The following is a 20,336-nucleotide window of genomic DNA, read 5'->3' as shown; positions in this document are numbered from 1 at the left end:
TACTCATTCTTTTTTTTGTGTTGTTTTGGGTGTTTTTTTTTTTTTAAAAAAAAAATCAAAATTCTCAATTTCATTCGTGGGGGGGGCCGCTCCCCCACCCCCCCCCCCCCCACCCCTCGGATGGTCCGGATTTCTCGGTAGGCCTAACGGAACAGGTTCGCGACAAACGGAATCGTGTCAGCCTGCGATTCGACCAAAGCACCGCTGTGATCGGTGTTGTAGGTCTTGAAGGTGACCGGTTCACCGTTGGCGACCAACGCTGCCACCAGCGAAAGTGCCGACGGTGCAGGAACATCCACGTCAAGTAGACCCTGGCCGATGAAAATGGGGCGGTCGTATCCGCTCGTCGGCACACCCATGTAATCGTTCAACAGACCCTGGAAGTTCGGGATCTGACTGAGCGGGCGGGAGAAGATGTCACCGAGCACCAGATCCTTGGACGCCTCGTCCAAGTCTGCGGCGCAGAGCTTTTCGGCCGAGTCGACCTTTTCGCTGCCCAGTTCGTTGAGGTACGAGTTCAGGTCGATCTCGGGGTGCGCTTCGCGCAGGCCCGCGAGGATGTAGAGCGCGTACGAGGTCAAGCCGCCGCCGAGGGCGATGGGCGGGAAGCCCGGACCTGCAGGCAGGAGCGTCAACTCGATGTTGGCCGGCACGCCGGTACCCACACCGCCGCGATAGTCGAGAGAATCCCCACCGTATTCGGTGGCGTAGCGCGCCGTCGTGATGGCCGCACCGCCGCCCTGCGACTGCCCGACCACTGCCCACCGATTCGAGATGGCGGGGTCGATCACCCGAGCCGCCTTGACCGAGTCGACGACGCTGTGCGCCTCCACCTTTCCGTCGAGATACGGCATCAGTCCCGGTGTTCCCAGACCGACGTAGTCGGTGGCGACTACGGCGTAGCCCTCGGAGAGCCAACGCCCCAGGTAGGGGTAGTCACGCTCGGGCAGGCCTGGACCGACCAGCGAAGGGGCACAGGAATCGTCGAGCCCCGTGGTGCCGTGCGCCCACGCGATGACGGGCCACCCACCTTCCGGTGCCGGACCGGCCGGGACGTAGTAGGCGCCACTGCTCAGCGCGGGCCCGCCGTTAGAACCGATGGTCCAGTAGGTGAATCGCTTGGCGTCGGCGGTACCCGGAATCCACAGATCTTTCGGTAGCGGCTCACTCGACACCAGAGTGCCCGTGGCTTGCGACGCGCTCGGTGCCTGTGCGGACGCGATGGGCGCAGCAACGGCGGAGCCGATCGTTGCAGCACAGAGGGCTGCGATGGATATGCGTGCGAACGACTTCGACTGGAATTTCACGTCTGACGACTCCGGTTCGTGCGATGGGCGACCTCGTTGGACGCTATCGTAGATTTTGTTTAACCGATCGGTCAAGCAAAATTTTGCAGTTTGACCATAAAGACATGTCGAAATCCCGACCGTGACTCCGACCTAGCATCGAACCGGCACCAAAAAGTAGGAGGATGGATCCATGGCCCACGTACAACGCTTCGACCACATCGGCATCACCGTCGCGGACCTCGAATCAGCGACGGCATTCTTCGTCGGTCTGGGTCTCGAGGTGGAGGGCACCGGATCCGTGGAGGGTGAGTTCGTGGAAACCGTCTGCGGTATCCCTGGAGCCAAGTGCGAAATCGCCATGCTGCGCCCGCCGGGCGAAGGATCACGGCTCGAGCTCTCGTCCTTCGTCACGCCCGAGCACGTACCCGGATCGCCTGCTCCGATGGCCAACGAGATCGGGATACGCAACGTGTCTTTCGAGGTGGGCGATCTCCAGGCTGCGGTCGACGCGGTGGCTGCGGACGGTTACGGACTCATCGGCGGGATCGGCGAGTACGAGAACAGCGTGCGCATGGCCTACGTCCGGGGGCCTGAAGGGATCATCGTGTCCCTGTTCGAGCAGATCGCCTGAAGCGTCACGGCATTCGGAGCGTCAGATCGCCTTCCAGGAGCTGGCCAGAGCGCCCATCGCGGCCGCGAATTCGGCGAACGCCGCGTCGATTCTGACGCGGTCACCGGTGGTCACCAGATCGAGTGTCAACCCGCGAATCTGCGCCAACACGATCGTCGCGTAGCGATCAGCGCGATCGGGCGGACATCCATGCGCGAGCGCAGCATCTGCCAAACCACCCAACCAGTCCCCCACTACGTGTTCGAGAAACTCGCGATACCGCTCCGGATGCAACAACGCCTGTCCGTAGATCTCGAACATCAAGCGAAAGTTCGGCAACGATTCCGCTGATGTGCGCCCATTCCAGTAACTCGTCAACATCTCGACGATGTCGGTCCCGGACGAGATGTCGAGAGAGGAGCTGTCTCGCAGGGTGGCGACTACTTCGGTGAGCAGTTGTTCCTTCGAACCGAAATGATGGATGAGTGTCGCATGACTGATCCCCAGATCCTTGGCCAACGGCCTCATGGACAGTTCACCGACGCCGTTCGCCGTGACATACGCGGTCACCTGCTCGAGCAATTCGGCACGGCGATGCTGGTAACGTAGTTTCCGGCCGTCGATCGGCGTGCTGTCCTCCACCTGCAGGAGCCTACGCAGTACCGGAAACACAGCAGTACCGGTTACACGGTGACGTGTTGGCGATCCGATCGACTGATCGTCACTGCGGCGACGACAACACCGATCACCACGCCGATGAGGGTGTCCGCGACGCGAGCCACTGCCGCTTCGGTCCCGATCGGAGCGCTGAAACCGATGAGGAGCAGTGCCATCGGGGTGACGGCCAGTGATGTCAGTGCATAGTTCTTGATCACGAGCAGCTCCGCAGCGGTTTGCAGAATCACGACCACGGCAACCGCTTGCCAGTAGCCGAGCGTCAATGCGATGAGAGCAGCAGCGACGACGGCGCCACCGACATTTCCCACCAACCGCTGAATCCCACGCTGGACGGTCTGCTTGTAGTTCAGCCCCTGCATCGCTGCGATGGCACCCATCGACGCCCAGAGTGGATGCTCCAACCCGGCTCCCGCCGCGAGCCAACCGGCCAGAGCCGACGCTGCCACGATGCGGAGAGCGTTCATCCGCACCGGGCGTGAATACAGCCGATTCAATCCTTCGAGAAAATAGCCTTCGGGTGTGGCCAGGGTCTGTGCCGGTGCGAGGTCGTGTTCGATCATGCTGGAACGCTTGAGCTTCCGAAGCTCCTTCTCGTGCCGAGCGATGCTGCGAATCAGGGTGGCGTCGGCGTGCAACTGCCACTCCTGAACTGCCGCTTCTGCTTCGTCGAGCACTGCGACCAGTTCGCGTCCGTGATCGACGGTCGACTTGATTCGGCCACTCGACGCAATGACCAAGCGCGCGTTGGCAATCGATGCGAGTGCCGGCTCCACTCCGTCTTTGCCGGACTGTTCGAGGCGCCCGACGGCAGAGACGGCACGAGCCACTGCCAGGCGAGCAGGCCCCATCGGCAACACGAGTGCCGGAAGCATCGCGGCTATCCACCCGACCAGAACTCCGAGCGCACCGACAGTCACCAACCTCGCCAAATCATCGAAGCTGGAGGCATATCCGGCTGCACCGGTCGCTGCGAAGACGAGGATGACGGGCCCCGGCCCGGTGATCCGGAAGCCCGACATGAAGCAATACGACGCACCGGCAAGCAACGACAGGATGCCGATCTGCACCCATATCGGAATGCCCGCGACACCCATGGCGCCGCCGAAGGCAATCGAAACCACCAGTGCAGCGCCCACCATTGCCAGCTTGCCGGCCAACCGTGGATAGGGCTCGTACCTGCCGAAAGCGGCACACAGCGCACCCAAGGCCGCGAAGCCGGCCAATTCCCGATGCCCGAGCAGTCCGCCGACCACGAGGACTACGGCGGTGGCGAGTCCGACCCTGATCGCCGGGGCGATGGTCGCGTCCGCGGATCCGATACGAAAAGCCGCTCGCCACGTCGCCCCGGAGACGGTATGTGCAATGGCCTCACTCGAATGAGTGAGACGGCTGGGCGTCCTGGCTGCGGTTTCGGTTCGGGTCACCCACCCAGCATACATTTATTTCACTAGTAAATTACTTGTGAAGTAATGTGAATTCTGTCGCTAAGATGGGGCCATGGGCGCGGCGAACAGATCCGAAGACGACTTCATCGACAAAGTCCGTCGCGAATGGAAGCGCGCCTACCCCGAGTTCGACACTGCTCCCGTCGAGGTGATGGGCCGGATCGCCCGCATCAACGCGCAGTCTCTCCACCAGCTCGACCGGGCGCTGGCATCGAGCGGAGTCTCTCGAGCCGAATTCGACGTGATGAGCGCACTCGCTCGCAGTGACCGTCCCCTGCGAGCGAGCGAGGTCACCGCCGTCACGATGGTCAGCGGCGCCGCCACCACAAAACACGCCGACCGCCTGGCCAAACTGGGCTTTGTCGAGCGCCAGCGTTTCGAACACGACGGGCGGGTGGTTCTGCTTCAACTCACCGATGCCGGTCGCGAACTGGTCGAGGCAGAGTTTCCCCGACGAGTCGAGCGAGACCGTCAGGTTCTGACCGGACTCGACGAGAGCGAACGAGCCCAACTGACGGCACTGCTCAAACGAATCTCACTCAACATCGACTCAGGCATCTGGGACTGACCTACTTCGGCAGCGGTACGTTCTGCAAACGCACCTGACCGCGTGCCACCTCTTTGCCCGATTCCGGATCGGTGATGACCACCGACCACAACTGCTGAACCCGTCCTTGTTGAATCGGGAGAGCTACGACGTCCACGCGCCCACCCGTGCGGGCGCGCAGGAAATCCGTTCCGTTGTGCACTCCGACGGCAAATTCGCCACGGTCCGCCACTGCGGTACTCGCCCCGATGCTCGCGGCCGACTCGACGGCAGTCGTGTAAACGCCGCCGTGGACAACGCCCCACGGAGTGTGGTGCGCCTCGGACAGATCGATGTGCCCGACAACCTTGGTGCCGGAGACCTCGTCCAGTTGCAATCCGGCGGCACTGACAAATCCGCTTGCTGCCTCGAGATTCAATTCCGTCATGTCGACCCCTCATCTGCTCGGTTGGATTTCTCGACTCACCTTCCGCCCCGAAATACGTGCCGTCAAGTGCTAAGTTGGATTTCCCAACTAACGTCTTCAACCAATAAGGACACCGACACGATGGCAGCAAAAGGACGTAACTGCTCCATCGCCAACGCCCTGGAGGTCGTCGGCGAGAAGTGGTCACTTCTGGTGCTCAGAGAAATCGTTCTCGGGCAACGACGGTTCGACGAGATCGCGGCGGGCACGGGAGCCAGCCGCGACATCCTCGCCGCGCGTCTGCGCACCCTTGTCGACGCCGACGTCCTCGCAAAGCGTCGGTACGAAGAACATCCGCCGCGTTACGAATACGTCGCCACCGAATCAGGGAAGGCGCTCTACCCGATTCTGATGGCACTCATGGAATGGGGAGACACCTTTGCGACGACGGGTCCGCCGCCAACCGTCGTCGAGCATCGTTGCGGTGAAATCATGCACGCCCAAGTTGTGTGCGCACACTGCAAAGAGCCGCTGGCCGCCAGAGACGCGCGCGTAGTCGAACTCTCGCCACCTGCTCGATAGCGTCAACGTCCGGGTGGAAACCCGCCGGTTGCGATCGGACCCCACGAGTCGACGGTGACACGGATCAGGCTCTTGCCCTGCTTGCGCATGGCTTCGCGGTACTCGTCCCAGTCAGGATGATCACCGGCGATGGATCGGTAGTAGTCGACCAACGGTTCCACCGAATCCGGGAGATCGATCAACTCCGCGGTTCCGTTGACCTGGACGTACGGACCATTCCACTCGTCAGAGTGGATACACAGAGACACCGCCGGCGTCCGTCGAACATTCGCCGCTTTGGCCCGTTCCGGGTACGTGGAGATGACGATCCGACCCTCGTCGTCGACACCACACGTCACCGGAGAGATCTGCAACTCGCCGGATTTCTTCACCGTGACGAACGTGGCCCGATGGCGCGGCCTGACGAATTCGAGGAGCTCGGCAAACGACACACGATCTGCGCTGGCGATCTTGGACATGGCCTCAGCCTAATTCGATTTACCAACTGACGCTCAGGGCATCTCGATGGTCTGAGCACGTGCGATTTCGCCGATTGCACGAATGATGTACGCGCTCTGGGCTTTCTTCACTCCTGTGGACAAGCTCCCGATGACCAGGACCGCCGAACGCAGGTACGCGCCGTGCCCGATGCGGAACGAATCGTCTTCCAGATCCGAGATCCCGAGCGCCCCGGTGTAGACCGCGGCCAGTGCCTGCACGTCCAGATCCGGCAGCCACACGATCGTGGACTTGGCGCAAGTAGTCAGCGCATCCTGCACGTCCTCACTGGACAAGCCGTCCGGATGCGTGTCCTCGAGCAATTCGCGCACGATCGCCGCGTGAACGGAGCTGACCTGCTCGAAGGAGAGCCCGCGCAGTTCTTCGACGGCGGCGAGCAATCCGTCACGATTTGCCGCCCGAACCGCGACCAGTGCGTCGGCCGTGGCATCGGCGATGTCACGGGCGACCTTCGGCCAATGCGTCGGCCAGCTCTGTTCCGGCGTCCGCTGTTCTGGCGTCATCGTGGTATCTCCTCGGTCCTCGCGTTCATGCGGAAGCCTTCCACATCCCACCGACAGGCCAGGCGATCCGTCAGTGCAGCCGCCCCAACAAGGACATTGCGTTGTGCGGCGCAAAGCCTTTCATGTCGTTGTCGAAGTAGACGTACACATCGAGACCCTCGTACGCCCAGGCCTGAAATCGCTTGGACCACTTGTCCAGAGCTTCGTCGGTGTACCCACTCGCATACAACTCCTTGTCTCCGTGCATCCGCACGTAGACGAAGTCGGTAGTCGGAGTGGTGATGCGGGGGTACTTGCCGGCGGTGTCTGCCACGACAAAACCGATGGAGTGCTCGCGCATCAGGTCCACGGCTTCGTCGGTCTCGAAGCTGGCGTGCCGCGCCTCCACCGCGTAACGGATCGGTACATCCTTCTCCGTCTGCGCGAACACTCTCTCATCGGTCAGCTTGTCGTCGTGCTGCGCTGCCAGATCAGCAGCAGCCTGCGTGGTACGGGGAAGACCGTCGAAGAAATCCGCCAACCGCCGCGGTTCGAACTGCAGCGTCGGAGGTAGTTGCCACAGAATCGGCCCGAGCTTGGGACCGAGAGCGAGCGTCCCGGCGGCGAAGAAGTTCGCAAGTCCGTCGCGGGCGTCGAGCAGCCGTTTCATGTGCGTGATGTACCGGCCGCCCTTGATGGCAAACACAAAATCTTCGGGAGTTTCACTGCGCCATTTGGTGTAGCTTTCCGGCTTCTGCAACGCATAGAACGAGCCGTTGATCTCGATCGACGTCAATCTCTCTGCGGCGTAAGACAATTCTTTGCGGTGAGCAAGACCTTTCGGATAGAAATCTCCGCGCCACGCGGGATACGTCCACCCGGAGATACCTACCCGAATATCTGCCATCGCTTCAGACTAAGCGGCACTCCAGTGTTTTACACTCCGTGTTTTCAAACTCCGGCACTGAGCGCGACGGATACCGGTACGACGGTCAGGCACACCACCGCGGCGACGAACAATGCGATCACGAGGCGACGGTCCCATTTTCCGCGTGCACCGCTGGCAGCCAGCATGAAGATCACAAAACCTACACACACGGACACGATAGTCACGATCACCGGAGTTCCAACCATGCCGTGATTGTCCCCTACCCATTGCCACCGAGCGCCCTACGGGTACACGATCGAAGTACCCATCCCGAGCAAGGAGTGGAAATGCCGAAATACCTCTGGCAAGTGACCTACTCGCCCTCCGGCGCCGCCGGCCTACAACAGGAGGGAGGCACTGCGCGACGCGACGCGATAACCCGAATGGTCGAAAGCATCGGCGGCACAGTCGAATCCTGCCACTTCGCACTGGGCGGTCACGACATGTTCGTGATCGGCAACCTGCCGGACGACGTCGCGGCCGCCGCATTGAGCATTCGTACAGCTGCGGCAGGTGCAGCCCGCTCGGAGTCGATCACACTGCTCACGCCGGAGCAGATCGACGAGGCAGTCAAGCGACCGACCGACTACCGCGCGCCGGGCAAATGATGTCGGAAGGAATAGATCCCGGCAGCGCCCGAGTTGCACCCGCTGTGACGGAGACTACGCAAACACCCGACCTTGGCACCTACGGAATCTGGCGAGGAGCGGCTGGTTTGCCGCCCGAACTGGGAACAGCGATCGAGAAACTCGGTTTCGGCACCATCTGGATCGGCGGCTCACCGCGGGCCGATCTACGGATCGCCGAGAAACTCCTCGATGCGACCGAGCGCATCACCGTGGCAACCGGAATCGTCAACATCTGGTCCTCACCTGCGGCTGAGGTGGCGGAGTCCTATCACCGACTCGAAGCCGCGCATCCGGGGCGATTCCTCCTCGGTGTAGGCGTCGGACATCCAGAGGCGACCGGTGACTACACCAAGCCGTACGCCTCGCTGGTGTCTTACCTCGACGAACTCGATGCAGCCCAGGTCCCGGAATCTCGCCGTGTCCTCGCCGCGCTGGGACCGAAGGTGTTGAAACTGTCCGCCGATCGCGCCGCCGGCGCGCATCCCTACCTGACCACCCCCGAACACACGGCCGAAGCTCGTGAAATCCTCGGACCCTCGAAGATTCTTGCTCCTGAGCACAAGGTTGTTCTGGAAACCGATCCGGAGAAGGCCAGAGCAATCGGACGTCCCGCCGTCGCCAACCCCTATCTGTATTTGCGCAACTACACGAGCAATCTCGAGCGCCTCGGTTTTGCACCCGAAGAGTTGGCCAACGAGGGAAACGATCGCGTGATCGATGCCCTCGTTGCACGCGGTACCGCGAAGTCCATCGCCGATCGACTTCGCGAGCATGTCGCGGCGGGCGCCGATCACGTTGCGATCCAAGCACTTCCTGCCGAGGGTGATCCGCTCGCGACCTACGAAGCACTGGCCGCCGAACTCTTCGGCTGACCGGACAACCCTTGACTTGGATAAGTTATGTCCGAGTATACTTGGATATGACTTATCCGAGTAAAGGAGAAAATCATGAAGATCGTCATTTTCGGGAGCGGGCTCATCGGAAGCCAGGTCGCCGCCAAGCTCAATGACGCCGGGCACGACGTGAAGGCACTCGGTCGTGCCGACGGGATCGACATCACCACCGGCACAGGTATCGCCGAAGCCGTCGAGGGCGCCGACGTCGTCGTGGACCTGACCAATTCCCCGTCCTGGTCGGACGAAGACGTCTTGGCCTTCTTCCGTGACGGAACCGGCCACATCCTCGCCGCCGAAGAGAAGGCAGGCGTCGGGCACCACGTCATTCTGTCCATCGTGGGTGCCGATCGACTGCCCGATTCGGGGTACATGCGAGCCAAGGTCGCCCAGGAAGACCTGGTCAAAGCGGGCCCGATCCCCTACACGATCGTCCGCTCGACCCAGTTCTTCGAGTTCGTCGCCGGAATCGCCGACGCGGGAACCACCGATTCTGGAACCACCGACGGCGCTGTCCACGCAACGCCGGGACATCTGCAACCCATCGCGTCTCGAGACGTCGTTTCTCACGTCGCCGAGGTAGTGACCGCCGCGCCGCAAAACGGCACGGTCGAGATTGCCGGGCCCGAACCGCTGGGCATCGACGAACTGGTCCGGCGCCTGTTCCTCGTCACCGGCGACAAGCGTTCGGTGATCTCCGATCCCGAGGCCGGCTACTTCGGCGCGAAACTCGACAACTCGGCACTCACCCCGACACCCGGTGCAGATGCATGGATTGCGCCGACAACATACGACGCGTGGCTTGCCGAGAAGGCCTGACGTACACCCTCGACCGATGTCCGACCCGCACCGCTTTCCGCGGCGTCGATAGAGTCCAATCATGAAGCTTTCCGGAGGCGTGGAGTGGTCACTCCACTGCTGTGTGGTTCTCAGCCAGGCCGAGGGGCCGGTACCCACAGCCAGACTCGCCGAACTTCACGGGGTGTCGAAGACATACCTGGCGAAGCATCTGCGAGCGCTCGCGCACGCCGGTCTGGTCAATCCGACCGAGGGCCGAGACGGTGGGTACGTTCTCACCCGGGCTCCCGAGAGCATCACGGTTCTCGACGTCGTACAGGCGGTTGACGGCACCGAACCTGCGTTCCGGTGCACGGAGATTCGGCAGCAAGGAATCCTCGCCGCTCCGCCCGAGCAGTGCCGTTCCGCCTGCGGAATAGCCAAAGTCATGGCTGACGCCGAAAAAGCCTGGCGCGCATCACTGTCGGGGGTCACGATTGCCGATCTAGCTGCAACCCTGGACCTTCCGGCCCTCAGAAAGATCCTGACGGAACCGATCTCGCCCTAGAGTCGTCTACGCCTCACGATGCATTAATGCGTCTTTCAACTATCGGGTACCTTGTTCGGGGATCAAATCTTGACGAAGAAACCTCCGGGAATTTTCGCAAGATCTCGGAGGGGGTTTCATGGGAGTCAGTGGCGCTGCGGGGTTGGGGCAGAATATCCGTCAGACAACGGGACTGTTGCGTCGCTGGTGGTCCCTTGCGTACGACGGCGAGTGGTTCCCCAGGTTTCTGGCTGCTCGATCGATGCTGGGGACAGCCAGGGTCGTCGTCACCTTCTGGTGTGCGGTGTTCGTCGCACTCGCCGTACTGGCTCAATTCGTGAAGGGCGGCGCAACCGAAGTCCCTGAACGGCTCGCTGCTGGGACAGCATGTGTGATCGCGCTGTACTGCATGATTCGTTGGTCGTTCGGACGATCCTGGCCGAGCCACCGACAATCCGTTCGATTCATTGCGCTCACCAACATCTGTTTGTCCTTGATCCTGCTCGCCGGAATCCATGCGAGCTTCCTGGCACTGACCGGTGCGGTGCTCTTCGTAGTCGTCGCGAACTATTCGTCGGTGTTTCACAGCCCCCGGATAGTGACTGCGCAGATCGCCGGTGCACTGCTGGTCGTAGCCCTACTGACAATTCGAGCGGTCACCGATCCGGATACCGATTCCTCGCTGTCGGTGTCTACTGGATTGGTCATCGGGTGTGTTATCGCCTCAGCCGCGATGACCGTGCATTTTCTCGTCCTGTATTTGACCGACGATGCACGACACGCTTGGCGAGATCCGCTCACCGCTGCCCTGAATCGGCGTGGGCTGCACAATGTCTGGCACCAGCTGTTCGATGTCGAAGAACTCCGGGGACACGTAGTCCTTGCGATAGTGATCGACGTCGATTCGTTCAAGAGCGTCAACGACAAACTCGGTCACGCCGAAGGCGATCGGATGCTGGTGACCGTGGGTCGACGATTGAACTCGGCCGTCGGAGAGATCGGGTTGGTGGCGCGGACGGGCGGCGACGAGTTCGTGATTCTCATGCCGGTCGAGCCACGTCGTATCGAAAAAACCGTGGTGGACATTCACAACTCGATATCGAAGCCTGCCGGCCGACAGTCGATCTCGGTGAGCGTCGGCGCCAGCGTGTGGCTGTCCTCGACAATCCCGGACGCTTCGGGAACCATCGATCGGATTCTTGCCGATGCCGACAACGCGATGTATCGGGCGAAGCGACGAGGTGGAGACCAGGTAGCCTGGGCGGTAACGCATCTGAGCTGAATCAGCACGTCACATACCGATCGACTTCTAGAGCGACGCTTCGCTGTCGTTCGCCGGATCCAACTGATCCTGGGTAGCCGCCCAACTCGCCAAGAGTTTGAGTGCATCAGCCGTCGGCGTCCCAGGCGCTGCGGTGTAGACCAGCAGTGTCAGCCCGGGATTGGACGGCAATTCCATCGCCTCGAAGTTCAGTTCCAGGTCGCCGACGACGGGGTGGCGAACCTTCTTGAAACCCGTCCGATGAAAGCGCACATTGTGTTTCGCCCAACGGGTGCGGAATACCTCACTGCGGGTGGCAAGTTCACCGATGAGCTCGGTCAGCGCCTTGTCGTGGGGATTGCGCCCCGCTTCCGAGCGGAGCATCGCGGCAATGTCGTCCGCCGCGCGCTCCCAATCCACGAAGAAGTCTTGCGACGCCGGGTCCAGGTACACGAAGCGGGCGTTGTTCGCCGGCCTACGCGGATCAGCCAGGACCGGCGAATACAACGCGCGCGCCATGCGATTGGCCGCCAGCATGTCGTGCCTGGCATTACGTACCCACGCCGGGGCGTCGGTGATGGCGTCGAGTATCTGCTGAATCGCCGGGCTCACGCCCTTGGGCGCCGGCCGCTTTCTACTCGGTGCGCCTGCACCGGCAGCCTTCGCCAGGTCGTACAAATGGGCAGTTTCGGCCTCGTCGAGTTGTAGTGCTCGGGAGAGGCTTTCGAGTACCGAGTCCGACGCTCCAGCCAGATTTCCGCGCTCCATGCGTACGTAGTAGTCGATGCTCACACCGGCGAGCAGAGCGACTTCCTCACGGCGCAATCCCTTGACTCTACGGTTTCCGCCGTAGGCCGGCAGTCCTGCCTGCTCGGGTGTGATGCGAGCACGACGGGAGCTGAGGAATTCGCGAATCTCGGCTCGGTTGTCCATGCAGTTCACGTTACTCAAGCGGCGATGACAGAGGGAGGTACTGCCGTTACCTGGAACAACAGACACTCCCGCGCCCGCGATGCGCGGCGTTGACTCATTGCAGTCGACCGGTTCACGCAGAAACGTCGACCCAGAAGCACGCAACACCATAAGCAAGAGGGGACATCATGCGCGCAACCATCATGTACGGCGCCGGAGACGTTCGAGTCGAGACCGTGCCGGATCCAGTACTTCAGCAGCCGACGGACGCGATCGTACGGGTCGTCAGGGCCTGCGTCTGCGGCTCTGACCTGCACCCTTACCACAACATGCCGGCCACGCCAGGCGGTTCCCCGATGGGCCACGAGTTCGTCGGAGTGGTCGAAGAGATAGGTCGGGAGGTGTCCACGTTGAAGAAGGGCGACTTCGTCATCGCTCCCTTCGCCTGGTCGGACGGGACGTGCGACTTCTGCCGCGAAGGCTTGCAGACTTCCTGCCGACACGGCGGATTCTGGGCCGGAAACGGGATCGGAGGCGGGCAGGCGGAGGCCATCCGCGTGCCGTTGGCAGACGGCACCCTGGTCAAGGCACCGGTGGGCGAGGATTCCGAACTCCTGCCGTCACTGCTGACGCTTTCCGACGTCTTCGGCACCGGCTATCACGCGGCGGTCAAGGGCGGCGTCAACCAACGCACGACGGTCACGGTCATCGGAGACGGAGCAGTGGGCCTGATGGCAGTGCTCTCCGCCAAACGCCTCGGTGCCGAGCGCATCATCCTCATGGGGCGCCACAAGATCCGCACGGACCTCGGCCTCGAGTTCGGAGCAACCGATGTGGTTGCCGAACGTGGCAACGAAGGCATCGAGAAAGTCCGTGAACTGACCGGCGGGGACGGTACTCACGTCGTTCTCGAAGCGGTAGGTCATATGCCTGCCTACGAGCAGGCACTCGGAGTTGTCCGACCGGGCGGCGTCATCAGCCGAGTCGGAGTACCCCAATACGAAGAAGCTCCAATCGGATTCGGGACACTCTTCGGGCCCAACATCACTCTCACCGGCGGACCGGCTCCCGTTCGCGCGTACATCGAAGAACTGATGCCCGACGTTCTTGACGGAAAGATCCAGCCGGGCAAGGTCTTCGACCGCACCGTCGGACTGGACGACGTTGCGGAAGGCTACCGAGCCATGGATTCCCGTGAATCGCTGAAGGTCCTCGTCCGCCCGTAATCCACCACCTGTGAAGAAGAAGCGCGTGACTCACACTGCCGACAACCCGGCCGCCGGTCGAATCAATTCCACCGCGATCCTGGCGATCATTCTGATCAGCTATTTCATGATCCTGCTCGACAATTCGATCATCTTCACCGGTCTACCCAGCATCGACATCAGCATGGGTTTCTCGGCGACCGGTCTTTCCTGGGTCCAGGACGCCTACACCCTGGTGTTCGGCGGCCTTCTCCTGCTGGGCGCTCGTCTCGGGGACATCTTCGGCCGTCGTCGCGTATTCGTCTCCGGGCTCGCGATTTTCGCGATTGCGTCGTTTCTCGTCGGCGTCGCACCGAACGGGTGGTGGCTCATCGCGGCACGCGCTCTCCAAGGCGTCGGAGCTGCGGTGGTGGCCCCGGCGTCGCTGTCACTACTGACCGCCAGTTTCCCACCCGGCCGGGAGCGAACGCGCGCTGTTGCCTGGTACGGCGCTGCAGCAGGGATAGGCGCCAGCCTCGGACTCGTGATCGGTGGCGCCCTGGCCGACTGGGTGTCATGGCGCGCAGGCTTTTTCATCAACGTTCCGATCGGTATCGCGATGATCGTGCTCGCTCCCCGGTTCATTCCGGAAACCGAGCCGAACACCGGACGTTTCGATGTGAGCGGCGCCGTTCTCGCCACACTCGGCATGACCGCACTCGTCTTCGGCACCGTCAACTCGGCCGAAGCGGGGTGGACCTCACCGATCACTGTTTTGACCCTGGCGACTGGGGCGACACTTCTGATCCTGCTCTTCCTCAACGAAGCGCGTGCGGAACAGCCGATCATGCCGCTGAGATTGTTCCGTAGCCGAGAGCGATCCGGTGCCTACGCCGCCCGAATGCTCTATCTGGGTGCCATGATCGGATTTTTCTACTTCACTACTCAGCTACTCCAAGGTGTTTTGGGCTTCAGCGCGTTCCAAGCCGGCGTCGCCTTCTTCCCGATGACGATCGTCAATTTTGCTGTGGCGATGCTTATTCCGCGACTGACGCCGCGATTCGGCAACTCCGCGCTTCTTTCGGTTGGCATTGCCGCTACTCTCGCCGGCATGGGCTGGCTCAGCCTGGTCCATCCCAACAGCTCGTATCTCACTGCGATTGCGCTTCCGATGATCTTGATCGGCGCCGGGCAGGGGCTGGCATTCGCGCCACTGACCTCCGCCGGTATCTCCGGGGTACATGCCGAGGATGCAGGTGCCGCATCAGGATTGGTCAACACTGCCCACCAACTGGGCAGCGCTCTCGGGCTCGGCATCCTCGTCGCGGTCTCGGCAGGAGCCGGATCCACTGCCGACGACGCTGCAACCGCACTCACCGATCACGTATCAACGGCTCTCACCACAGGAACCGTCCTGCTCGCCGCTTGTCTCGTCATAGTTCTCGCACTGATCGTCCCGGCTACGAGAACGCGAAGTACCACACAGCAATTCGAACCGGAGAAAGGAACCAGAGATGTCGCACTCGTGGACCGAGGCTGAACTGACCAAGATCGGCAGTGCCGAGGAATTGCAGATCTCCTCGTTCCGCCGCGACGGCACCGCGAGGCCGTACGTCACCATATGGGTTGTTCGGGCCGACAACCAGTTGTACGTGCGCTCGGCATACGGAACCGACAACCCTTGGTTCGTCCGAGCAACGGCAAGCGGAACGGGCCGAATCCGAGCAGGAGGAATTGAACGGGACGTCTCTTTCGAGGCCGCCACAGCGGATGCCCACTCCGTGATCGACTCCGCCTATCACACCAAATACGACCGCTACGGCCCACAGATTGTCGGCTCCGTGACCGGGCCGGAGGCCGCGCCCAACACAATTCGACTTGTTCCGCTGACGCAGAACTGAACTCACCCTTTCGATCCCGAGGAGAACTCATGGAAATCTTGACGCCCCAGCCCACCAGCAAGGCACCCGGCGACTGGTTCACCGGCGACGTCTGGTGGGACGTCATCTACGCCGACCAGGAGCCGTCGAGGATGCGCGCCAACATGGTTCGCTTTTCACCGTGTGCGCGAACCGACTGGCATTCACATGCCCTCGGACAGACCCTCCACATTGTCTCCGGCACCGCTCTGATTCAAGCTCGCGGCGGCGAGATCATCGAAGCACACCCGGGCGAGACCATCTATACCCCGGCGGGAGAAGAACACTGGCACGGCGCGGCACCAGATCGTTTCATGAGCCACCTCGCACTGTGGGAAGGACCCGGCGACGGTAGCGCCGAAACCACGTGGGGCGACAAAGTCACCGACGAGGAATACAACGGCCTCCGCGCCAACCGTCGCTGAGACCGGATAAGTCTCAGATACGTCGCATCACGGAAACAACCTTGCCCAAGATGGCCGCTCGGTCGCCGTCGATGACGCTGTACGCGGGATTGCGAGGCTCGAGATACACGTGACCGTCGCGGCGCCGGAGCACCTTCACGGTGGCCTCACCGTCGATCATCGCGGCAACGATCTCACCGGAATGGGCTTCGTCTTGGCGGCGCACCACGACGACGTCACCGTCACAGATTGCTGCGTCGACCATCGACTCACCACGCACCCGAAGACCGAACACCGTGCCGGAACCGACGAGCTCGCGAGGAAGCGCCAACACCTCGTCGGTGTGCTCTTCCGCGAGGATCGGCGCGCCGGCGGCAATGTCGCCGACCACTGGAACCGTGACGGTATTCGACGACGACTGTTCCTTCGCGCCCACGAGGAAAGGCCGCACGTCCAACTGCCGAGCCATGGCCGCTCCCCGGCGGAGGAAGCCCTTCTCCTCGAGGCTCTTGAGGTGCTTGGACACCGTCGATGTCGAGCGCAAGCCAACCGCGTCTCCGATCTGCCGCGTGCTCGGCGTGCACCCGTTGACAGCAACGAGATCCCGGATGGTCATCAGAATCTGCTGCTGGCGGAGCGGCAGGGAGGAGGCGTCGAGGCCACCGAACATGTCGAGATCGTCGTAATCGGTCACGACGAGAATCGTAGTGAGAGGTCCCGACATCTCGGCCAGGCAGGGAGGCCGGGAAAGAAACAGCGGTCACAGTTTGTTTCCCGAGCAGCACATGGCACGCTGGGCTGATGGAGCCCCTCGAACCGATGCGTCCAGTGAGCGTCCCCGCAGATACCCATACTTCGACGCCGATCTGGACGACAGCGCCACTTGCGATGGGAGCGACATGCTTTGTGGCTTATGCCATGTTGTCGACGCGGTCGGGGGCCGGCTCGATAGCAATCGGAGTCGCCATGGCCGTCGTGGGCGTTGCACTTTACTTCGCATCGGTCGGACGGACGCTCAGAGAAAACTCGGGCAGGCGTGTACCGGTACTGGGAACCCCACCCGTGTCGCCCCGTGACGTCGATCTGCTCGCCGGGGCCGGGACGCCGTTGATCATGGGCGGATCGTTGCTGGCCATACGAGCAGCGGGATGGACCTGGGCCTACCTCTACCTCGGACTGCTTGCCGTAACCATGGTCGCTGCCTATGTTCTTCCCGTCGTGGTGCACAACCGACGATTGCGGAAGCGAACTCACCGATCACAGACCCCGTGACGCGATCGGGTACGTCGACGCAACATCTCCAGCACATTCGCCGACGTCCCCAGTGGTGCGACCGGTTCGCCTCAGGTGGGGTCGACTATGCGCTGGCGACCTTGTTGCCAGGTACGACGGAAGTGTCGACCTTACTGAACTGCAGCACACCGTCTTCGATCTCGGCGTCGTGCATCAGCTTGCGGTCGCGGTAGTAGTTGTTGACCACTTTCCACGCGCCACGGGCACCCTGGCGCGGCATTTCTCCGTCGCCACGCTGAATGTAGCCCGAGGTCAGCGCTCCGCCCATGAGAGATTCTTCGGCGAAGTCCTCGGGTTCGGCGTGAACCTCGAAAGTCGTGTAGCTGCGCTTACGCATGATCTTGAGTACGCGACACAGATAGGACGCGGCGAGGTCGGCCTTGAGCGTCCAGGATGCGTTGGTGTAGCCGAGAATCATCAGGAAGTTCGGAATGTCGGAGTAGAGAACACTCTTGTAGGCGACTGTCTCGTTGAGCTTGACCGGCTCGCCGTCGATGCTCATGGCCGCCCCGCCCAGGATCTGCACGTTCAAGCCGGTCGCCGTGACGATGATGTCGGCCTCGAGTTCGAGACCCGACTCGGTCACGATGCCATTCTCGGTGAACTTGGCGATACGGTCTGTGACGATGTCGGCCTTGCCGCTCTTGAGCACCTTGAACAGGTCTCCGTTGGGAACCACGCACAGACGCTGATCCCACGGGTTGTAGCTGGGGGTGAAGTGACGCAGGTCCACGTTCTTGCCGAGTTGCAAGCGGATCTGGGTGAGGAACAGCTTCTTCGCCAGCTTCGGGTTGGTACGTGAGAGCTGAAAGCTGGCGCGTTGCAGTGCGATATTGCGGGCTCGACCGATCTTGTACGCGATCTGGTCGGGAACGCGTGCGAGCTTGAGACCTTTGGCAACAGGGTCCTCGGACGGCAGCGCCTGGATCCACGTGGGCGAGCGCTGCAGCATGGTGACGTGGCCGGCAGTGGGGGCCATCGACGGGATCAGCGTGATCGCGGTGGCACCGGACCCGATGACCACGACCTTCTTTCCGGTGTAATCGAGATCCTCGGGCCAGTGCTGTGGGTGCACGATCTGACCGCGGAAGTCGTCCTCACCGGGGAAGGCGGGGCGGTAGCCCTTGTCGTAGTTGTAGTAACCGCAGGCGCCGACGAGGACATTCGCGGTCCACGTCTCGGTCTCTCCGGTGGCCTCGATCAGGACGGTCACGGTCCACTGAGCAGTCGCGCGATCGAAGTCCATTGCCACGACCTTGCGGCCGAAGTTGATGTGGTCGGTGACGCCGTATTCCTTGGCGGTTTCCTCGACGTAGTCCCGGATGCTGGAGCCGTCGGCGAGCACTTTGGTGCCGATCCACGGACGGAAACCGAATCCGAAGGTGAGCATGTCGGAGTCCGAACGGATGCCCGGGTACTTGAACAGGTCCCAGGTGCCACCGATGTTTTCGCGGCGCTCGAGGATCGCGTAAGTGCTTCCCGTCTGCTCCCGAATGAGGTGACAAGCCGCGCCGATTCCGGACAAGCCAGCGCCGATGATCAGTACGTCGACATGCTGTGGCATGGAGGAAACTCGTTTCGTAGGTCGTCGCGAAGCTACATCTGGCGTCGGCGGTGGCCGAGAACGATCGGTCGTTTCAGGCCGGGTTCCCTACGGTCAGCGCCAGTAACCAGAGTATGTGCGACTTACGGTAACAGTCAATATCTCGACCCGACTCGATATCGACGTCGGACACGAGGCCTAGCAGAATGTCCACCCACAAATAGCCGACGGAGTGAAGTAGGAAGTCGATAATTAGGGCATGAACGAGATACAACCCCACAACCTCGAACGAGAGCGCTGGCGCACTCTGCCAACTCCGCCGTCGACCGAGTTGATCGAGATGGTCGGGGACGGACCTTCCAGCGCAGACTTCGACCCTGTTGAACCAGTGGCACAACAGGGGTGAGACTGTCAGGACATTCCGGTATCTCGCAGCGTGATGTTCAGCCTTCCTGATTGCAGACCGATGCCCGGAAGAGAACTTCCTGCAATAACTTTCGGCACACCGTGATACGCGAACCTCGACTCTCCGCCGAACACGAAGAGATCACCCGAGTGCAATTCGACGTCGGTGTACGGCTTGTTCCGGTTCGCGGAATTCCCGAACCGAAAGACACAACTCTGCCCGACGCTCAGTGAGACGACGGGAGCGTCGCAGCGCTCGTCCTTGTCCTGGTGCATGCCCATGCGAGCGCCCTCGTCATAGAAGTTGATCAGAGCGGTGTCGGGTGCGTAGCTCTCCCCCGCACGCGGGTCACCGTAGGCAGCGGCAACTGCGGTGCGGCCGAGGTCGGCGAGCCAGTCGGGCACCGCTGCGACAGGCGCACCGTTCACGTCGTCGGCGGTGCGGGTGTACTTGTACGGCTGCCAATGCCAACCGAGACAAACTGTTTGCACCGACATCTTGTGACCACCTGGGACAACAGCGGAGCGCATCGGTACGGGTGCGGTTGCCCACCGTCTGCACTCGGCCACCAAGGTGCGTTGCTGTTCAACGCTGAGCCAATCCGGAACGAGGATCGCCCCTGGCGCCACTTCCAATCGTGGCCGAGGAATCAGAGCGTTCATGGTTTCCACGCTAATCGGTCCCGAGGCATTGACACCCTCCACATCGGCTCGTATCGTAATCAACAGATTGGTTGATAAAGGAGATGGTTGACAAGTGATCGTGGATCCAGGGGCAGACGAGCGTCTCGACAAAGCGTTCATGGCGCTCGCCGACCCGGTACGACGGCGGATCATCGCCCGCCTGAGTAGCGGCCCCCAAACGGTCAACGAGTTGGCCGAGCCGTTCGAGATCACCAAACAGGCTGTCTCCAAACATATTCAGGTACTCGAAGCCGCTGGTTTGGTCACTCGCAGCCGCGACGCCCAGAGGCGGCCGGTACATCTCAACGCCGCAACTCTCGAGGCTTTGACCGCCTGGATCGACCGCTATCGACTGATCCACGAACAACAGTTCCGCAAGCTCGATCACCTACTCAGCACCACACAGAAGGAGACTTAGCC

Annotated in this window: 27 protein-coding genes; 15 read left to right on the top strand and 12 right to left on the bottom strand. The window is 61.8% G+C overall.

Annotated features, from left to right (window positions below; translation table 11 throughout):
• Window positions 1-143: 143 nt before the first annotated feature.
• On the bottom strand, window positions 144-1,307 hold the full coding sequence (locus ACFWAD_RS06105) for an alpha/beta hydrolase family protein (RefSeq protein ID WP_378542164.1): 1,164 nt from the start codon (window positions 1,305-1,307) through the stop codon (window positions 144-146).
• Window positions 1,308-1,479: 172 nt separating this feature from the next.
• Between ACFWAD_RS06105 and ACFWAD_RS06100 the strand changes: the two genes are divergently transcribed.
• Window positions 1,480-1,920: a VOC family protein gene (locus tag ACFWAD_RS06100; protein ID WP_003940268.1), complete on the top strand. Its 441-nt coding sequence runs from the start codon at window positions 1,480-1,482 to the stop codon at window positions 1,918-1,920.
• A gap of 21 nt (window positions 1,921-1,941) precedes the next feature.
• On the opposite strand, the gene ACFWAD_RS06095 is transcribed toward ACFWAD_RS06100, so the two are convergent.
• Window positions 1,942-2,541 carry a TetR/AcrR family transcriptional regulator gene (locus tag ACFWAD_RS06095; protein WP_378531068.1) on the bottom strand — a complete coding sequence of 200 codons (600 nt, stop codon included), beginning with the start codon at window positions 2,539-2,541 and terminating at the stop codon, window positions 1,942-1,944.
• Between the two features lie 41 nt (window positions 2,542-2,582).
• Window positions 2,583-4,016: an FUSC family protein gene (locus ACFWAD_RS06090; RefSeq protein WP_378542161.1), complete on the bottom strand. Its 1,434-nt coding sequence runs from the start codon at window positions 4,014-4,016 to the stop codon at window positions 2,583-2,585.
• A 58-nt stretch (window positions 4,017-4,074) separates the two neighbouring features.
• On the opposite strand from ACFWAD_RS06090, the gene ACFWAD_RS06085 reads away from it, so the two are divergent.
• On the top strand, window positions 4,075-4,590 hold the full coding sequence (locus ACFWAD_RS06085; protein ID WP_230817536.1) for a MarR family winged helix-turn-helix transcriptional regulator: 516 nt from the start codon (window positions 4,075-4,077) through the stop codon (window positions 4,588-4,590).
• A 1-nt stretch (window position 4,591) separates the two neighbouring features.
• Here ACFWAD_RS06085 and ACFWAD_RS06080 read toward each other — a convergent pair whose 3' ends face one another.
• The gene (locus ACFWAD_RS06080) at window positions 4,592-4,996 is read right to left on the bottom strand and encodes a PaaI family thioesterase (protein ID WP_069145498.1); all 405 of its coding nucleotides are present in this window, start codon (window positions 4,994-4,996) and stop codon (window positions 4,592-4,594) included.
• A 120-nt stretch (window positions 4,997-5,116) separates the two neighbouring features.
• Between ACFWAD_RS06080 and ACFWAD_RS06075 the strand changes: the two genes are divergently transcribed.
• Entirely contained in the window at window positions 5,117-5,557 is a 441-nt protein-coding gene (locus tag ACFWAD_RS06075; RefSeq protein ID WP_378542159.1) for a winged helix-turn-helix transcriptional regulator, read from the top strand.
• 2 nt (window positions 5,558-5,559) lie between these two features.
• On the opposite strand, the gene ACFWAD_RS06070 is transcribed toward ACFWAD_RS06075, so the two are convergent.
• The 4 genes from ACFWAD_RS06070 to ACFWAD_RS06055 form a co-directional block, all read right to left on the bottom strand.
• The gene (locus ACFWAD_RS06070) at window positions 5,560-6,015 is read right to left on the bottom strand and encodes a PPOX class F420-dependent oxidoreductase (RefSeq protein ID WP_030536493.1); all 456 of its coding nucleotides are present in this window, start codon (window positions 6,013-6,015) and stop codon (window positions 5,560-5,562) included.
• 33 nt (window positions 6,016-6,048) lie between these two features.
• Window positions 6,049-6,558, bottom strand: a complete 510-nt coding sequence (locus ACFWAD_RS06065; RefSeq protein ID WP_378542157.1) for a hypothetical protein — start codon at window positions 6,556-6,558, stop codon at window positions 6,049-6,051.
• A gap of 70 nt (window positions 6,559-6,628) precedes the next feature.
• Window positions 6,629-7,444 carry a DUF72 domain-containing protein gene (locus tag ACFWAD_RS06060; RefSeq protein ID WP_378542155.1) on the bottom strand — a complete coding sequence of 272 codons (816 nt, stop codon included), beginning with the start codon at window positions 7,442-7,444 and terminating at the stop codon, window positions 6,629-6,631.
• Between the two features lie 44 nt (window positions 7,445-7,488).
• Complete coding sequence (locus ACFWAD_RS06055) at window positions 7,489-7,671, bottom strand: hypothetical protein (RefSeq protein WP_095972013.1); 183 nt, start codon at window positions 7,669-7,671, stop codon at window positions 7,489-7,491.
• A gap of 81 nt (window positions 7,672-7,752) precedes the next feature.
• Here ACFWAD_RS06055 and ACFWAD_RS06050 point away from each other — a divergent pair, with 81 nt between their 5' ends.
• The 5 genes from ACFWAD_RS06050 (at window position 7,753) to ACFWAD_RS06030 (ending at window position 11,593) form a co-directional block, all read left to right on the top strand.
• On the top strand, window positions 7,753-8,073 hold the full coding sequence (locus tag ACFWAD_RS06050) for a GYD domain-containing protein (RefSeq protein WP_007729728.1): 321 nt from the start codon (window positions 7,753-7,755) through the stop codon (window positions 8,071-8,073).
• The gene (locus ACFWAD_RS06045; protein WP_378542153.1) at window positions 8,070-8,966 is read left to right on the top strand and encodes an LLM class F420-dependent oxidoreductase; all 897 of its coding nucleotides are present in this window, start codon (window positions 8,070-8,072) and stop codon (window positions 8,964-8,966) included. Before ACFWAD_RS06050 ends, ACFWAD_RS06045 begins: the two co-directional genes overlap by 4 nt.
• 75 nt (window positions 8,967-9,041) lie before the next feature.
• Complete coding sequence (locus ACFWAD_RS06040) at window positions 9,042-9,806, top strand: SDR family oxidoreductase (protein ID WP_378542151.1); 765 nt, start codon at window positions 9,042-9,044, stop codon at window positions 9,804-9,806.
• Window positions 9,807-9,867: 61 nt separating this feature from the next.
• Window positions 9,868-10,332 (top strand): RrF2 family transcriptional regulator, encoded by a 465-nt coding sequence (locus tag ACFWAD_RS06035; protein ID WP_378447348.1) that lies wholly within the window; start codon window positions 9,868-9,870, stop codon window positions 10,330-10,332.
• A gap of 118 nt (window positions 10,333-10,450) precedes the next feature.
• Window positions 10,451-11,593, top strand: coding sequence for a diguanylate cyclase (locus ACFWAD_RS06030; RefSeq protein WP_378531053.1), 1,143 nt, complete (start codon window positions 10,451-10,453; stop codon window positions 11,591-11,593).
• A gap of 27 nt (window positions 11,594-11,620) precedes the next feature.
• On the opposite strand, the gene ACFWAD_RS06025 is transcribed toward ACFWAD_RS06030, so the two are convergent.
• Window positions 11,621-12,505: a helix-turn-helix transcriptional regulator gene (locus tag ACFWAD_RS06025; protein ID WP_378531051.1), complete on the bottom strand. Its 885-nt coding sequence runs from the start codon at window positions 12,503-12,505 to the stop codon at window positions 11,621-11,623.
• A gap of 167 nt (window positions 12,506-12,672) precedes the next feature.
• On the opposite strand from ACFWAD_RS06025, the gene ACFWAD_RS06020 reads away from it, so the two are divergent.
• Genes ACFWAD_RS06020 through ACFWAD_RS06005 form a run of 4 tightly spaced genes read left to right on the top strand, consistent with a single transcriptional unit; the run spans window position 12,673 to window position 16,012 of the window.
• Complete coding sequence (locus ACFWAD_RS06020; protein WP_378531049.1) at window positions 12,673-13,710, top strand: zinc-dependent alcohol dehydrogenase family protein; 1,038 nt, start codon at window positions 12,673-12,675, stop codon at window positions 13,708-13,710.
• A gap of 25 nt (window positions 13,711-13,735) precedes the next feature.
• Window positions 13,736-15,208, top strand: coding sequence for an MFS transporter (locus tag ACFWAD_RS06015; RefSeq protein WP_378542149.1), 1,473 nt, complete (start codon window positions 13,736-13,738; stop codon window positions 15,206-15,208).
• Window positions 15,183-15,569 (top strand): DUF2255 family protein, encoded by a 387-nt coding sequence (locus ACFWAD_RS06010; RefSeq protein WP_378542147.1) that lies wholly within the window; start codon window positions 15,183-15,185, stop codon window positions 15,567-15,569. The genes ACFWAD_RS06015 and ACFWAD_RS06010 overlap by 26 nt, the downstream gene beginning before the upstream one ends.
• Window positions 15,570-15,598: 29 nt before the next feature.
• Entirely contained in the window at window positions 15,599-16,012 is a 414-nt protein-coding gene (locus ACFWAD_RS06005) for a cupin domain-containing protein (RefSeq protein WP_378542145.1), read from the top strand.
• 13 nt (window positions 16,013-16,025) lie between these two features.
• Here ACFWAD_RS06005 and lexA read toward each other — a convergent pair whose 3' ends face one another.
• On the bottom strand, window positions 16,026-16,715 hold the full coding sequence (gene lexA / locus ACFWAD_RS06000; protein ID WP_378542143.1) for a transcriptional repressor LexA: 690 nt from the start codon (window positions 16,713-16,715) through the stop codon (window positions 16,026-16,028).
• 77 nt (window positions 16,716-16,792) lie between these two features.
• Between lexA and ACFWAD_RS05995 the strand changes: the two genes are divergently transcribed.
• On the top strand, window positions 16,793-17,263 hold the full coding sequence (locus ACFWAD_RS05995; protein ID WP_378542141.1) for a hypothetical protein: 471 nt from the start codon (window positions 16,793-16,795) through the stop codon (window positions 17,261-17,263).
• Between the two features lie 85 nt (window positions 17,264-17,348).
• Here ACFWAD_RS05995 and ACFWAD_RS05990 read toward each other — a convergent pair whose 3' ends face one another.
• The gene (locus tag ACFWAD_RS05990; protein ID WP_378542139.1) at window positions 17,349-18,848 is read right to left on the bottom strand and encodes a flavin-containing monooxygenase; all 1,500 of its coding nucleotides are present in this window, start codon (window positions 18,846-18,848) and stop codon (window positions 17,349-17,351) included.
• 238 nt (window positions 18,849-19,086) lie between these two features.
• On the opposite strand from ACFWAD_RS05990, the gene ACFWAD_RS05985 reads away from it, so the two are divergent.
• Entirely contained in the window at window positions 19,087-19,233 is a 147-nt protein-coding gene (locus ACFWAD_RS05985) for a hypothetical protein (RefSeq protein WP_378531037.1), read from the top strand.
• Window positions 19,234-19,238: 5 nt separating this feature from the next.
• Here the strand turns inward: ACFWAD_RS05985 and ACFWAD_RS05980 are convergent, their stop codons facing one another.
• A complete protein-coding gene (locus ACFWAD_RS05980; RefSeq protein WP_378531035.1) occupies window positions 19,239-19,895 on the bottom strand; it encodes an alpha-ketoglutarate-dependent dioxygenase AlkB family protein in 657 nt (218 codons plus the stop codon).
• A 94-nt stretch (window positions 19,896-19,989) separates the two neighbouring features.
• On the opposite strand from ACFWAD_RS05980, the gene ACFWAD_RS05975 reads away from it, so the two are divergent.
• Window positions 19,990-20,334 carry an ArsR/SmtB family transcription factor gene (locus tag ACFWAD_RS05975; RefSeq protein WP_378531033.1) on the top strand — a complete coding sequence of 115 codons (345 nt, stop codon included), beginning with the start codon at window positions 19,990-19,992 and terminating at the stop codon, window positions 20,332-20,334.
• The last annotated feature ends 2 nt before the right edge of the window (window positions 20,335-20,336 follow it).

It is taken from the genome of Rhodococcus sp. NPDC059969, from assembly GCF_042738325.1.
Lineage (GTDB): Bacteria > Actinomycetota > Actinomycetes > Mycobacteriales > Mycobacteriaceae > Rhodococcus_F.
This window is presented reverse-complemented; position numbering and strand designations above follow the sequence as displayed.